Annotated in this window: 8 protein-coding genes; 1 reads left to right on the top strand and 7 read right to left on the bottom strand. The window is 42.5% G+C overall.

The window, feature by feature from the left end; translation table 11 throughout:
* Positions 1 to 27: 27 nt before the first annotated feature.
* The 6 genes from HMPREF2918_RS00505 to HMPREF2918_RS00480 all read right to left on the bottom strand — a co-directional run bounded on the left by HMPREF2918_RS00505 (position 28) and on the right by HMPREF2918_RS00480 (position 8,592).
* Entirely contained in the window at positions 28 to 810 is a 783-nt protein-coding gene (locus HMPREF2918_RS00505) for an alpha/beta hydrolase (protein ID WP_070594325.1), read from the bottom strand.
* A gap of 72 nt (positions 811 to 882) precedes the next feature.
* Positions 883 to 2,544: a ribonuclease J gene (locus tag HMPREF2918_RS00500; RefSeq protein WP_070594323.1), complete on the bottom strand. Its 1,662-nt coding sequence runs from the start codon at positions 2,542 to 2,544 to the stop codon at positions 883 to 885.
* A gap of 206 nt (positions 2,545 to 2,750) precedes the next feature.
* Complete coding sequence (locus HMPREF2918_RS00495; RefSeq protein WP_070594321.1) at positions 2,751 to 3,293, bottom strand: hypothetical protein; 543 nt, start codon at positions 3,291 to 3,293, stop codon at positions 2,751 to 2,753.
* 904 nt (positions 3,294 to 4,197) lie between these two features.
* Positions 4,198 to 4,962 (bottom strand): ABC transporter ATP-binding protein, encoded by a 765-nt coding sequence (locus HMPREF2918_RS00490; protein ID WP_070594319.1) that lies wholly within the window; start codon positions 4,960 to 4,962, stop codon positions 4,198 to 4,200.
* Positions 4,959 to 5,825, bottom strand: coding sequence for an ABC transporter permease (locus HMPREF2918_RS00485; protein ID WP_070594317.1), 867 nt, complete (start codon positions 5,823 to 5,825; stop codon positions 4,959 to 4,961). The genes HMPREF2918_RS00490 and HMPREF2918_RS00485 overlap by 4 nt, the downstream gene beginning before the upstream one ends.
* 154 nt (positions 5,826 to 5,979) lie before the next feature.
* A complete protein-coding gene (locus HMPREF2918_RS00480; protein ID WP_009731789.1) occupies positions 5,980 to 8,592 on the bottom strand; it encodes a GbpC/Spa domain-containing protein in 2,613 nt (870 codons plus the stop codon).
* Positions 8,593 to 9,204: 612 nt separating this feature from the next.
* Here HMPREF2918_RS00480 and HMPREF2918_RS00475 point away from each other — a divergent pair.
* Positions 9,205 to 13,092, top strand: coding sequence for a glycoside hydrolase family 66 protein (locus HMPREF2918_RS00475; protein WP_070594315.1), 3,888 nt, complete (start codon positions 9,205 to 9,207; stop codon positions 13,090 to 13,092).
* Positions 13,093 to 13,527: 435 nt separating this feature from the next.
* Here the strand turns inward: HMPREF2918_RS00475 and HMPREF2918_RS11455 are convergent.
* Positions 13,528 to 14,967, bottom strand: a 1,440-nt coding sequence (locus HMPREF2918_RS11455; protein WP_256263163.1) for an SspB-related isopeptide-forming adhesin, incomplete at its 5' end; no start/stop codon positions are given.

Raw genomic sequence — 14,967 nt, 5'->3', positions numbered from 1 at the left:
CACTTTGCATTTTACGGGCTTTGTATCTTATTTTAACCGTTCTTCTAATTCAAAGTCAATTGGCAGGGTTTGTAAAAAGTGTTCCAACTCCCGTTCCCAATAAAACCATTCGTGCTTGCCTGGACTGTGGCTATAAGTGACATCCATGCCTAATTTCTTTAATGCCTTCACTTCATATTGATTAGCTTCATAGAGGAAATCCTGCTCCCCACACCAGATCCAGAGCTTGGTCTTTTTATCTGAAAACTTCTTCGCAGCAGTCTCAAGGGAGTAGGGACTCGTCGTCCAATCTTCTATATCCCCAAAGATTCCCTTCCAAAAGGCCGGTTTCTCCAAGTCATTGTTTTCAAAGTCTCTATCGTGAAAACTAAGTGCTCCAGAGAAACTCGCAGCTCGAGAGAAACGATTTGTCTTGAGGGCCAAGAGCATCGAGCCATAGCCACCCATGGACAGACCTGCAATAAAGGTTTTCTCTCGTTTTTTGGTCATATTCGGGAAGAAGCGAGAAAGAGTCTCTGGCAACTCTTCCGCGATGGCCGTGTAGTAGTTGTAGCCATACTGGGTATCTGTGTAGAAGCCATTATTGGTATTGGGGAGGACCACGATCAGATTGGTATTTCGCAAAATGCGTTCTACATTGGTCCTCTTCAACCAAGAATGATGATTGCCATTCATCCCATGCAAAAGATAAAGGACAGGAATATCCGTATCCGCTGGATCCTCCACGCGCGACGCGTCAGGATAAAGGACGGAAACACCCCACTCCATCTTCAAGGCTTCTGAATAATACTCAATCTGCATAACTGCCATTTGATTTCCTCTTTCTACTGTTAAAAACACTCGGCAAGCCTTCGGCCGCCAAGCGTTCCCTTTTCTTCTACTTTATTTCACTTCCATCACGACTGGTAGGATGGCTGGACGACGTTTGGTTTGTTCAAATAAGAACTTAGACAAGTTGTCGCGTACCAAACCTTTTAACTCACCCCAGTCAAAGCTGTCTTGTGTCAAATAGTCTTCAACGCTTTGGTTGACCAAGTCGCAACTTTCACGAAGAATATCCCGACTCTTCTTGACGTAGATAAATCCACGGGTATGCACGCGCGCTTTGGAAATAATCTTCTTGTCCTTGCGATTCACCGTAATAGCGACGATGAAGATCCCATCTTCTGACAAGACTTTACGGTCACGAAGGACGATATTGCCCACATCGCCAATGGCATTCCCATCAATCATGACATCTCCAGACGAGACACTTCCCGCAGGAACGAAGTCACCCTTTTCATATTCCATCACGGATCCACGTTTTGGAATAAAGATATTTTCAGGTAGGATACCGACTTCCATCGCCACCCGCGCATGGGCATCCAACTCACGATACTCACCTTGGATTGGGAAGAGATATTTAGGTCGAAGGAGGTTGATCATCAACTGCAAGTCTCGTGCGTTACCGTGACCAGACACGCGCAAGCTTGACGTGATCAATTTGACAATTCCACCAGCTTGGTAAATCATATTTTCCACACGCGCTACCACCGCTTCTTTTGCAATAGACGGTGTAGTGACGATGTAGACCAAGTCCCCATCTTTAATTTCCACATAACGGTGACGGCCGATAGACATCTTACGTAAACCATTGATCGGTTCACCCATCCGGCCTGTTTCTAAAATAATCAATTCATGATCCTCAAACCGGCTCATTTCTTTGGGTTTGATCAAGAGTTTTTCGTTGGGAAGAGACAATTTGTTCAAGCGAATGGCTGTTCGGACGATGTTTTCCACATCAAATCCTGTCAAGACCACCCGACGTCCAGTCTCAGCAGCAGCATCAAAGACCTGCTGGATCCGAGAAAGGTTGCTGGCTACGGCTGCCACGATCACACGACCATCCCAGTCCGCAACGGTATCCAGGATTTCATCCCCTACTTCTTGCTCACTGGCAACTTGAATGGTACTATCCGCATTGGCTGAATCACTCAGGAGAGCAAGCACCCCTTCACGTCCGATCTCAGCCAAGCGTGCAAAGTCGGTCGCATAAGACTCGCTTGCAGTTTGGTCAAATTTAAAGTCTCCTGTGTAGACGATATTCCCCTCAGGAGTACCGATCACAATCCCAATACTTTCAGGGATCGAGTGGGTGGTTTGAAAGAAGGATACAACGGCATCGCCAAAATCGATCTCCGAATTTTGATCGATGATATGGAAGTCATTGAATTTCTTGACACTGTCATTACTTTTTACAAAGAGTTTGGCCAACTCAATGGTCAACTCTGTCCCGAATACAGGGACTTTCGCTTCAGCTAGAAGATAAGGCAAGGCTCCAATAGCATCCGCATGACCGTGGGTCAAGAAAACACCCGCAATGCGCTCCTTATTTTCAAAAAGATAGTCCATATTTGGGATGACGACATCCACCCCAAGTTGCTCATTTTCTGGATACTTCAATCCCGCATCCAAGACAAAAATCGATTCGTTCACTTCAGCGACGTAGAGATTTTTCCCATTTTCTCGAACACCGCCAAGAGTGACTAATTTAATACTACTCACTGTTGTCTCCTTTAGTGTAATTTTTTTAATACTTACGGTCCTTGGTTCCCCAAGTCGAATTACAGCTTTGCAAATACTTGCATATCCACTCTATTATACAATTTTTTTCTATTTTTTTCAAAAAGCTTTCCCACAGCAAAAAAGCCTCCCCATCTTAAAGTAGATGAGAAGGCTTCTAGGCGCCTATTTTTAGGGGGAAAAGACCCCTAAAGATGGTAATCTCCCCGTTTATTTTCAATAATCCGCATAGCCGCCTTGATCACATGGAACTTAGCCAACAATTCCTCTAGGCGCTTGCTATTTCGAACACTCAATTGACCGTTCTTGACTGCTTGGGACAGACGATAAAAGTCATCCAAGTCCTCTCCAATATTTTCAAACAGTTCTTTGGCTTCCTTGAGCCGGTAGCGGTTGACCAAGTGGTGCAAGTCCTTTTTGAAAGAAGTGACATTGTTTTCATGAATGTCCGTGTAGACTTTCTCTTCTTCCTTTGGTTCTTGGTAATTAACCGCCTTGAAACAAGTGATGAACTCACGACTTTTGATGTTGCAGACAAAGATGACTCCATCACTAGCTACATAGGCTTCCGTGTTGGCCGGTTGAACCACATCACCATCATAAGGAGAGAGGGAAGGAAGGTGTTGGTTGATCCAGCGGTTCAGGTGCTGATCATCTATGCCAAAGCGCTCGAAAGCCCTTTGCCGAAAATGGTCACGACAACTGTACTCTTGCCCATACGACAATCCCATACTCTCACCCCCTCCTTTGTATCTTTATAAAAATGGCCTCCAGTCTTACGGGACTAGAGGCCTGGTCTGCTTCGCTGACTTGGTGCAATTAACCTATTGGCTAACAAAACAATGTTTATGATGTTGATTTCATTTAATAGTATTTTTGTAAAATACCAGAGGTTTTCTTTGCTTTCCCAAATCTAAATTTATGAGCTTTCGACTGGACGCATTGAAGTTTGAAAACCTTTATAAAAAGCTTCTACCTACTATTTCCACGTTTTCTTATGTCTTCGGACAAGCTAAGCAGGCTTGCCCGACCGTCCAACCGATCCGACACACACGACATAACTGCTCTTTTACGTTAAGAGCATGAACAGCTATCAGCAAAACAGGCCTAAAACGAAGTAACCTAAAAACTATCTCGATAAGGCATTGGAATCAATCCCTTCTTCATCTTTCTATCTATATTATACTCGACCCCCTTAGCGATTGCAAGCGATTCCATCTGAAACTAGTTCCTATTTTTATGCAGTTTTCTTCTGACCTCTTTCTAAGCTTTTTTGTTGTATAAGGCAGTCATTGAAAGGACGACGTATATTTATAAACAGTAGCTTGTGTTTTAGAAAGAGAAAAAGCTAGAGAACAAGCTCTCTAGCTTAGCATGTAGACAAGGCACAGTAGCTGATTGAACTCTTCTCTCGCTTGATCAGTTCGGAAGAATCCTAATCAGACTTGTGGGGGGAAGCGCCATAAACGATATCACTTCTGTCCTACTCCCTATTTTCACTGTATCCGCTACGCCCTTTGTATCTTATTAAATGAACACGCCCTAAATGCTGTGTGAAAAAGATAAATTCTCTTGTGAGCATGGCTCACTGCAAGAATTTCCTATTTTCACTTTGCATTTTACGGGCTTTGTATCTTATTCTTTCTCAAACAATTCATAGTAGTCTGCGATGGTCATTTGGGCTTTTTCTTCTTGATTGAGATCTTGGACGATCTGTCCATCTTTCATCACAATCAAGCGATTGCCATATTTCAAAGCATCTTCCATATGGTGAGTAATCATAAGGGCAGTGAGAGCATCTTGTTTCACAAACTCATCGGTCAAGGTCATCAGAGCCTGACTCGTTTTTGGATCCAAGGCTGCGGTGTGTTCGTCTAAAAGCAAGAGTTCTGGACGTTTCAGTGTAGCCATCAAGAGACTCAAAGCCTGGCGTTGTCCCCCTGAAAGAAATTCAACCGCTGTGTCGATATGATTTTCTAAGCCATTGCCAATCTTAGAAAGAACTGCTTGAAACTCTTCTTTATAGCTTGCCAAGTGGCGCGGAATCAAGCTACGTTTTTCTCCACGAAACTTCGCTACCAAGAGGTTCTCTGCCACTGTCATCCGGGGTGCAGTTCCCATTTTAGGATCTTGAAAAACCCGCGATAGGTATTTGGCTCTCTTTTCTGGAGAGTATGTGGTCACATCTTCCCCAAGAATATAGATCTTTCCACTGCTAACTGGAAGGGTTCCTGCAATCGTATTAAAGAGGGTTGATTTTCCAGCTCCATTGCCCCCCAAAATCGTGATAAAATCATGTTCTCGAATTTCCAAGGAGACATCATCCAGAATGACTTTTTCTTCATTCATCCCATTGCTCACAGACTTGGTTACATTTTTTAATTCTACAATCGCTGTCATTTACTGAGTTTCGCTCCTTTCATGATTTTTTCTTTAAAGGTCGGAATCATCAGACAGATAGCTAGGATCAAGGCACTGAAGATTCGAATATAGCTGGTATTGATGCCAAGGGCAATCACAGCCCAAATCAAAAATTGGTAGGCGATTGAACCTATTGCAATACTGAGCAAGCGCTCTGTCAAGGTGACATTTGAAAAGAGAACCTCTCCAATAATGAGGCTGGCAAGCCCAATAACAATGACACCGATTCCACGCGAAGCATCCGCATAGCCTTCTTGCTGGGCCATCAGTGCACCAGATAGAGCAATAATACCGTTTGAAATGACCAAGCCCATCAGTTCCATCCGGTCGGTATTGATCCCAAAACTTCTAGCCATATCTGGATTGTCTCCTGTTGCGATATAAGCCTGACCCAAACGCGTATCCAAGAAGAAAATTAAACCAAGCACCACAAGAGTTACAAAAATCAAGCCAATTAGGATCTCATTGAACCCACTGGCAAAAGGAAGAAATTCCTGAATTTTTTTATAACCCAAAAGCCCCAGATTAGCCCGCTGCATCACAAAGAGAATAACCGAGTTACAAGATGTCATCACCAGGATCCCTGACAAGAGTGTGGGGATTTTCCCTTTTGTATAAAGAAGTCCCGTCGCAAGGCCCGCCAAGCATCCTGCTCCAATAGCAGCCAGGGTCGCTATAAGCGGATTGACCCCTTTGGTGATCAAGGTCACCGCCACCGCTCCTCCAAGCGGGAAGGAACCTTCTGTCGTCATATCTGGAAAATCTAGAATTCGGAAGGTCATAAAGATTCCCAATCCTAAAATAGCCCAAATTAAACCTTGTGAAACAATTGAATTAATCATAGTTTCTCCCTTCGATAGTAGTAGTTTAATTGTAACATAAATATGGAAGAGAACCTATAGGAAATTTCCAACATTTCACATAAACCGTATTCAAAGACTTCAAAAAAACCAAAAGATTAATACCTTCTGGTTTTTTAATGATTGAAGAAAGATATTAGTTTTCTTTTTTCTTTCGAGCAAGACCAAAGCCCGATGCAATCATACCAAACAAGCCAATGCTCATTAGGGTCGTTGCAGATTCTGTACCGGTATTTGGCAACACTTCTTTCACCTCAATAACATCAGATACCGGATTTTCTTCAACCTTTTGCTTCACCATTGGCGCAGGCGTATGATAGCCAATAGTTGGTTTAGGCTCTGCCTTAGGTGTTGGTTTCGATTGTGGTTCCGGTTGTGGTTTCGGTTGCGGCTCTTCTTTTGTAACAAGAATATTATTTTTATGCCATTCCACTGTCGGTTTGATAGTTTCTTTTAGCACAGGATCCTTTTCCAATTCAGGAGCTGTTGGCTTCACCGGTTGTTCTGGAACTTTTGGTTCCACCTTATAAAGTGGGGAAGCTGGTGGAACTGGAACTTCCTTTTCAGCTGGAACATCTTTGATTTCAGGTTTTTCAGGAGCTGTTGGTGCTGTTGGTGCTGTTGGTTTTACTGGCTCTTCTCCTGGATCTTGTGGAAAGGCAACGTTTGAATTGATTGAGAACCAATAGAGGGTTGCTTCATCCGTAGCATTTGCTCCCTTAGCAGTGAACTCAAGATGGCCGTCTTTCAAGATAACTGCACCGCCACCATAGTAGAGATACGGACTTTTTGGATCATCCCATCCCTTAGTTGAACTTGAAGGATCCGCATTAAAAGTTGCACCTTCGTTCATATACTGGTTTTGTTCCTTGGCAAATACTTCCTTTGTAGTTGGATCTTGGTCAACACTAGAGTTTGGCAACTTAATAAACTCTTTATTCCCAATATTTACAGACTCTACGTGAGGTGTATTTTGGTGCTTCATCCGTGGAGTATAGGTCAAAATCCCTGATCCCGCATCAACTGAATATGCACCGACAATATCAGAACTACCCCCAAATTCATAGTCTTCTGTTCCGATAGAATGGCCATTCCCTCCACCTGAAGCATTGACTGTCGTCACATCAAGGACAGTTTCTTCACTGACTGAGAAACCATTCCCATCCCAAGTTGCTTTTTGACTAACGATCTTCAATGGATTGTCAGCATCATTAAAGACTTGAGCGCTACCGAAGTTTGCATAGCCACGCTTCACAGCAACATCTGCTCCGTCAAGACTAGGGTTACTACCATCTGAATAAGGATCCCAAGTTCCACGAACAGTGTTTCCATTGATATCTTTAGCTTCTACAAGGAGGGCGCGAGGTTTGTCATTTTCAACATAAGAAGCTCCATTCCAGTGGTTTAAGGAATTCAAAGCCAAAATGGCATTATAGTTAGCTAAATTAATCAATTGATCATTTTCATCATAAAATTCAACATCAACACCAACTGTGACGGGTTGGTCTGTGTCAGTTGAGCTACCGATTGTCATTGTCACTGCTGGATCATTGTAAATTTGAACGATTCCTCGTCCGTCATTAGATGGCAAGCTTTTCACTTCATACTTGTAGACCACTTTAGCAATACGCTTGATATCACGACCTTCTTTGATAGTAGCCTGGCTAAGACCCTTGTAGGTTACATCGAACTTATCTCCAACTTTGACCACTGCCCATTCGATTTCATTATCCGCATATGGGTTCGTTGTTGTCAAATCTGAATCTTGTAGGTTCTTAGTTTCATACATCTTGGTAGCTTTACCGTCCCCATACAAGCGAGATTGACCTTCTTTTGTCAAATACGTAGTAAGTCCTGTTGTTTGGTGGTAAAGCGTTGTTGTTTCCCCATCTTCCAACTCTTCTGGAAGGAAGGTCAAATCTTGTTTGTACTTCTCAGGGTTTCCTCCACGCTCTTTAACCATCTTATTGAAGGCATCTTTAGCATCATCGTATTGCGCTTTTTTCTTCTTGTATAGTTCATTATCAATCAAGTAAGCTGCTTGCGCTTCATCATAGAGACGCTTTTTCTCCTTGTAGTCAGCCAATTTGATATCGTAAGCCTTTTGGGCTAAATTGTTTTCTGTCTCAACGGCTTGTTTGGCTTTAACAGACTCAATATAAGCTTTAAAAGCCGTTTGGTATTCTTCAAAAGCTTTTTCATAAGCCACTTTTGCAGCCTGATTATCTGCTAGGGCTGCAGCATTTTCAGCCACTGCTTTCTCGTAAGCAGCTTGCTCTTTGTTATAGGTTTCAACTTCCTTGTCATAAGCTGCCTGAGCCGCAGCATTTTTCGCATCTACAACTGCTTTTCCCTTCTCATAAGTTGCTTGATTCGCTGCAACTTCTGCCTTATAGTCTGCTACAATCTTATCAATAGCAATGGCTTGCTTCGCATAATCTTGCTCAGCAGTTTTTTCATCTGCTTGGGTCTTTGCTTCTGTTTCTGTAACTTCAAGTCCAGTAGTCACCGCATCTGTTTTCGCAGTCTCTAAATAATCTGGTACAGCAACTTCTTTAGCCTCAGTTGTCGATTTTGTTGGAGTAGCCGTTGTTGAAGTGACTGCTGTAGTAGCTGAAGCAACTTCATCTGCAGAAACAGATGTAGCTCCTGCTACTGCAATAACCGTAGCTACCGCTACGGAACCAAAAGCGACAGACGTTTTACGCAAGGCATACTTAGTAGTCTTGCTATTTTTAATTAGTGACATATAGTTCCTTCTAACCTCTTTTTCAAATTTATTCTCATCAAAATCAACACATTGAATTTTAATGTCTATTTTGGTAAAGCGATATTAACACTTACCCCCATATGTGTCAATATTATTTTTTAATTTTTTTCACATCTCCATTCAAATTTTGCTTCTTTTTTGACAAAATCCCTTGTTTATAAAAGTATTCTTTTTAATTTTCTTCTATATATGTCAAACGTTTGATATCTAATTTTTGCCAGTTATTTTTTCTAAAAAAAATTTTTTAACTTAATCTAGAGTAATGAAAATAGAATAAATTGCAGAATGTCCTTTAGTAACGAGCTTTCCCCAGTTTTACAACTGATTCTTCTTATTTTGTATTTATCACTAATTTGTACCATTTTTTAGATGCGGGGAAATTTTATGTCAAACGTTTTTTGTTTTTTTATTTTTCCGAACCAAAAACCCTTATTTAGTGCTGTTTTCTAATACTTTTATGAAAACTTCCAATCTCATTTACTTTTTTAAATTGACACTATCTAGTGAAAAGTCGTATACTGGGGTATACAAAATCAACATTTTTTTAAATAATGTTGAACGAACTGCATAGACAGTATTGGGGAGGAAGAAATGAAACAAGCACAAAGCAGTATCTCTGAAAAAGGCCACGGCTATTTTCGCAAACGCAATAAGGCACTAGTCTCTATGATTACTCTTTTCGGAGCCTTGATACTAAGCTCTGTTGCCACGGCTGACGAAATCAATAGCAATCAGACTTCTGAGATCACAGCAAGCAATCAACCAGTAGCAACCACTAGGAGCACACTTACCCCTACTAGTGAAGAAGTTGCAGCTACAGATGCTACACCTTCACCAGCTGAATCAACACCAACAGTGACTACCACTCAAGCAGTCAGTCCTACTCCAGCAACTACTTATAATACCCCAAAAATCACTAACGACGTCACCTTTGATAAAGCAACTTATAAAAGTGGAGAAGATGTTCGGATCTCCATCAACAACCCTGAAGTGGTTACATCTGATGTCACTGTCTCCCATTTGGATCAGATCATTTATGAAAAGAAAAACCTTGAAGGAAATGCACTAACGATTCCAAGTACTGTCTTTTCACCTAATGCTGGATTTATCGTAGATGTCCTTGGTAAGAAAGCAGATGGTTCCCAAGCCTTTCATAAGGCAGCGGGTCTTGCTGTTGAAGATGACTGGACGATCTACCCACGTTATGGGGTAGTTGCCGGCTCAAAAGACAATCACAACTCCATCACCAATGATCAGGTAGAAGGCTACAAGAATAGTATTGACCAATTGGCCAATATGCACATCAACAGCTATTTCTTCTACGATGTCTACAATACACCTGCCAACCCATTCCCAGCAAATGTTGAACGTTTCACTCAAGATTGGGCGACTTTCTTGATTCCAAATAGCGAAACAGATCCTGACAAGCGCAAGTCCTACTTACCTGTCATCGATACAGAAGCAGTCAAAGAGCTGGTGGATCATGTCCATACTACTGGTGCCAAAGCCATGCTCTATAACATGATTTATGCGGTTTCCCTCGAAGAAGGGGTCCCAAATGAAGTGAAAAGTGCCATCGTTCGCAATCTAGAAGACCATTTCAACTTTGGTAAGAAGGGAGATGTCACAGCGACCGATATCCAACAATTTCTCGATCCAGGCGATCCAAATTGGCAAAAATTTATCATTGAAGTCATGACCAAAGCCATGAAAGAAGGCAATTTTGATGGATGGCAAGGGGATACCATGGGTTCTAACTGGGTGGAAAAAGTCAGTGAACCTGGAAAAGGCTTCTCTTTGAGCGAGCACTATCCAGAACTAGCCGTGGCTGCTGCCGAAGCTCTCAAAAAAGAAGGCTATGACTTCATGATCAACGATATCTCCACTGGAGACGCTGATCGACTAGGTAAGACCAATGTCTCTGCTCCTTATGCAGAAGTTTGGGGTGATAGCATTTACTATGACTCTACCTACCAAGCCTTGACTCGCCTCACCGAACGGATGCGTGATTTATACAAGGGAAAATCTCCCATCATCGCAGCCTATACTCACCGTGGTAAAAATGCATCGACCCTCAGCAAAGACAACGAATTGCTGACAGATGCTATTATCGCAGCGAGTGGTGGTTACCATATGACGACTGCAGCCCTCAATACTTCTCAAGATGCCAAAGGTTTTGGGGTGATTCAAGCCGAATGGTATCTCAATCAAAACTTACCGGTCAATGCTGACTTTGCCAATGCAGAATTCAACTACCAAGAATTCATCGTTGCTTATCAAGAACTTCTTCGTGGTCGCGACACCTTGGCGCATGATACTCGTCGGATTGTAGACAATACCAATGTACTGATGAACGGCAACTTCATCGGATCCAACCTGGATAACGCAGATAGGGTTCAACCTGGAACCATTTATACCATTACAAAAGAAACCAAGATGGGTGATCGAATTGCTCACTTGATCAATTTGGTTGGCATCACTGAAAACAAATGGAACAGTGCTGTGAATACAACCGAAAAACTAACCAATATTCAAGCTTTTGTTCCACTCGGAAAAATCACAAAAGACCAGGCTGAACACGCCAGCATTTACTGGGCCACACCTGATGCTGTTGAAGGAACATACAACATCAACCTCCGGGAAACAAGCGCAAATGTTTATTATGACGGAGGAGCTGGCCAATGGATGGCTGCTATCGATGTTCCTAGTCTAGATGTATGGGATATGCTCTACGTCAAACTCAATGAAGCCGCTCATGTTCTTTATCAAGATAAAAACGGAGTTGAGCTCAAGCGTTCCAGTGACTTGGTTGGGCATACAGGTGAAAAGATCAATTACTCGACAAAAGAAACCATTGCCAACTATTTGAAGAAAGGCTATGAACTAGTAGAGAATGGCTTCGATGCAGACGGACAACCAAACTTTGACCGCGACGCTAACAACACAAATGAAGATGGCGTTCAAGAGTTTATTGTCCGCTTGGCACCAAAAATTGTAGAATTTTCAGAAGCACAACCCATCCAAGCCGGTCAACTTGTCCCAGGAGATAGCGAGGGTCGTGTCTTTCCAACTCCTCTAGCTCCAGCTGGTCAAACAACGGCTGATCTGAATCATTTGTCTGAAACAGTGACTCGTACAGCGACCTATGTGACTGAGGACCAGGATGGATCTAACCGCCAGTCTGCAGGAATAGCTGACCAAACTGACAGCCTTCATTTCACTCGCAAAGGTACCATCAATTTGGTGACAGGTGAGACAAGTCTTGAAGACTGGATAGCGCAAGACGGCACAAGCTTTGTAGCTCTTGAAAATCCCGTCAAAAAAGGCTATGTTGTCGTAGCAGAAGAATCGACTGATGCCGTCTCTTCTGATCTGACAAAAGCAGGAGAACATACAGGCATTCATGCTGATGCAGCAGACATCACAGATACGGTCATCTATCGCCCAGTCGGTGCCTATAGGATCAGCTATGCTACTGGTAAAGAGCCAGCCCATGCTCAAAAAGAGATCCCTTATCTAAACGATCCCACAAATCCAACTGCTATCGCATCTCCTACTGCTATCCTTCCTTACGTGGAGGGATTAGAGCCAAAAGATGCTCGTGGACAAGTCTTAAACCTTGTGGATCCTCTTGACGAGACCAAAGGCTATCTTCTTCCAAGCCCTGATTCTCCAACAGCTGATACTGCTATTACCTATGCCATCAGCAAAGGATCTGTCAGAGTACGATTCCTCACTGAGGGAGGCGACACTGATCTGCAAGAGGCGCAAGACCTTGCTACAGAGGTAGATTTCGGCACCAAGTACACCAGTGAGGCCCCAACAGAAATCACAAAAGATGGTCGTATCTACCACCTAGTTGGACACCGTGCTGATTCTGCTGATCCAAGTGGCACAGTCACTAAGGGAATGAAAACTGTCATCTATGATTACAAGTTAGCTACGGGAACAGTCATCGCGCGATTTGTCATCCAAGATACTAGCACTGAATTGCAACCAGAGCTTGCTGTTGCAACAAATGTGGACAATGGAACCCCTTACGTCGCTAGCGCACCAGATGAGATTTCCTACGACGGCCACATCTACGAACGGATCGGTGTAGCTGAACAAACTGGAAACGTAGAAGTGGGAACAACCATCTTGATCTTTGCCTATAAGGTCAAAGAAATCCCTACTCCACAACCATCCCCAGAAACAGAAAATGAAGAAACAGTTAGCCCTCTTCCTTCCGTGACAAAAGCAAACACGACTGATGCTCATGAAGAAAAGGGATCAACACTTCTCTCTAACAAAGAAGAGGAGAAACCTCTTGAAACAACAAGCCAAAAAGAGGAACTCCCTGAAGTTGTTCCTAACACCCCTCAAGAAGGAACTCATCTACCTGCAACAGGTGAAGAAACCTCTCAGCTAGCCCTACTTGGACTTGGCCTCTTAGCAGGTTTGTCCAGTCTTATCCCTTACAAAAAGAAACAAGAGTAGATCCCAAACACAAAGAAACTTCCTATGGAATTCTGTTCCAAGGAAGTTTTTTTATATTTATACAACTCATTCAGAGTCTAGATCCCTTTTATGAGGGTGACTGACGACAATAAGGGTGTGAAGTACTACCACTCCAAACCCTACTGTATTCCAATTCAAAGTGGATTCATTCCCCTTGTTGCCGGCAGTTTGAAAGATCAAATTGCTTTACTAGTATACTGTTTTCTCTACTTCAAGTCAATGGAATTTTACTGAAACTAGTAACCGAATGAAATGAATATATAGAATTTTACTGAAACTTTTTCATCACATTTATGCATGTTTTTCTAAGTTTCCAATACCAAACAAAGAGGCCTTGCTCTTTCGAGCAAAGCCTCTTCCTGTTGGATCTAAAATTGTCACCTCATCAACAAGTTTGCTGATGTCACCTCAATTTTAGTCTTCGCGTTTTTTGCGTTTTGCAAGTCCCGCAAGGCCAACCATACCAAGTGCAGCACCTAACAATGCAGCAGATGCTGATTGTTCTTCACCAGTTTCAGGAAGTGCTGGAGCTGGAGGAGTTGTAGGTGTTGGTGGCGTTGGTGGTGTTGGCGGTGTTGTTGGTGGTGTTGGTGGTGTATTCGGTGGTGTTGTCGGCGGTGTATTCGGTGGTGTTGTTGGTGGTGTATTTGGCGGTGTTGTTGGCGGTGTTGTTGGCGGTGTTGTTGGCGGAATAACAGTGTTGTTAAACTCTGTATCTTCTGGCAACTGAGTAATAGCCGTCAATACTTTACCGTCTTTGTTAATCATAATACCCACAGTGGCAACCATCTTATCGTATTCGATGCTAGAATCTGTGCCACGGATTTCTTCTACATGGTAGAGATGAGTTCCTTCTTCACCACGTTTGAATTCAAGATTTGAGAAGGTGATCTTACCAGCCGCATCATTGGTTACGGTTTCGATCACATTTCCTTTTTCGTCCTTAAGAACGAAGCTGAATTCACCAGCCTTCAATGCACGACCTTCCAATTTCTTAGTGAATTGGAATTGAACCTTAACTGGAATGTTGACTACACGTTTTTCAGTTGGTTTTTCTGGTTTTTCTACAGTCTTCTTAGTTGGATCGTATTGGTGTACGATTTGTGAAGCTGTATTTTCAATGTCCACACCATCTTGAGCAGATTGTTTAATTTCTGCAGGAATTTCAAACTTGTAGTAACGTCCAAAGGCCAACTTAGTTGTGTCGATAACTTGTGTATTTTCTGCGTCTCCAAGTGACTTAGTCAAGTCTGCTTTAGATGTTGCAGTAATCACACCGTTTTCAACCTTGATATCAAACTTAGCTGTTACATCTTCTCCTGTTACAGAGTCGTATGCCTTAATATCAGCTCCGTTGACAGTCAAGTTTGCACTGTCATATTTATCTGTAACACCAACAGATTGAATATTGTGTGCTTCAGTGAATTTAGTTGTATCCAACCATACTTGGTAGTATACTTTATCACCTTTCTTGAGTGTCTTCGTATTGATATTTTGAGCTTCGTTGTTATCAGTCTTATCAACGTAAGGATTTGCATTTGTGTCCGCAACTTTATTCTTCAACTCGTCATCATCATCGAGAAGTTTCACACCTGTAAGATCGAATTTAGATTCGTTCAAGATGTATTTCTCTGGGTTGAATTCTGGAGTTTCAGGTGGACGAACAGTGTTGTTGAATTCTTTATCCGCTGGATCAGTTACGTTAGTGATGAGAGCTTTCGCTGTTCCGTCATGTTTAACTTCTACAGTTACTACTGCTTTCATCTCATCATAAGTGACAGTTCCATCAGTACCTTTCACTTCTTCAACTGTGTAGTTGTGAACGCCTTCTTGACCTTTCTTGAACTCAAGTTT

Origin of the sequence: Streptococcus sp. HMSC065C01 (assembly GCF_001813525.1) — a bacterium.
In the GTDB taxonomy this organism is placed as follows: Bacteria; Bacillota; Bacilli; order Lactobacillales; family Streptococcaceae; genus Streptococcus; species Streptococcus parasanguinis_V.
The sequence above is the reverse complement of the archived record's forward strand: the minus strand, read 5'-3'. Positions and strand labels throughout refer to the sequence as shown.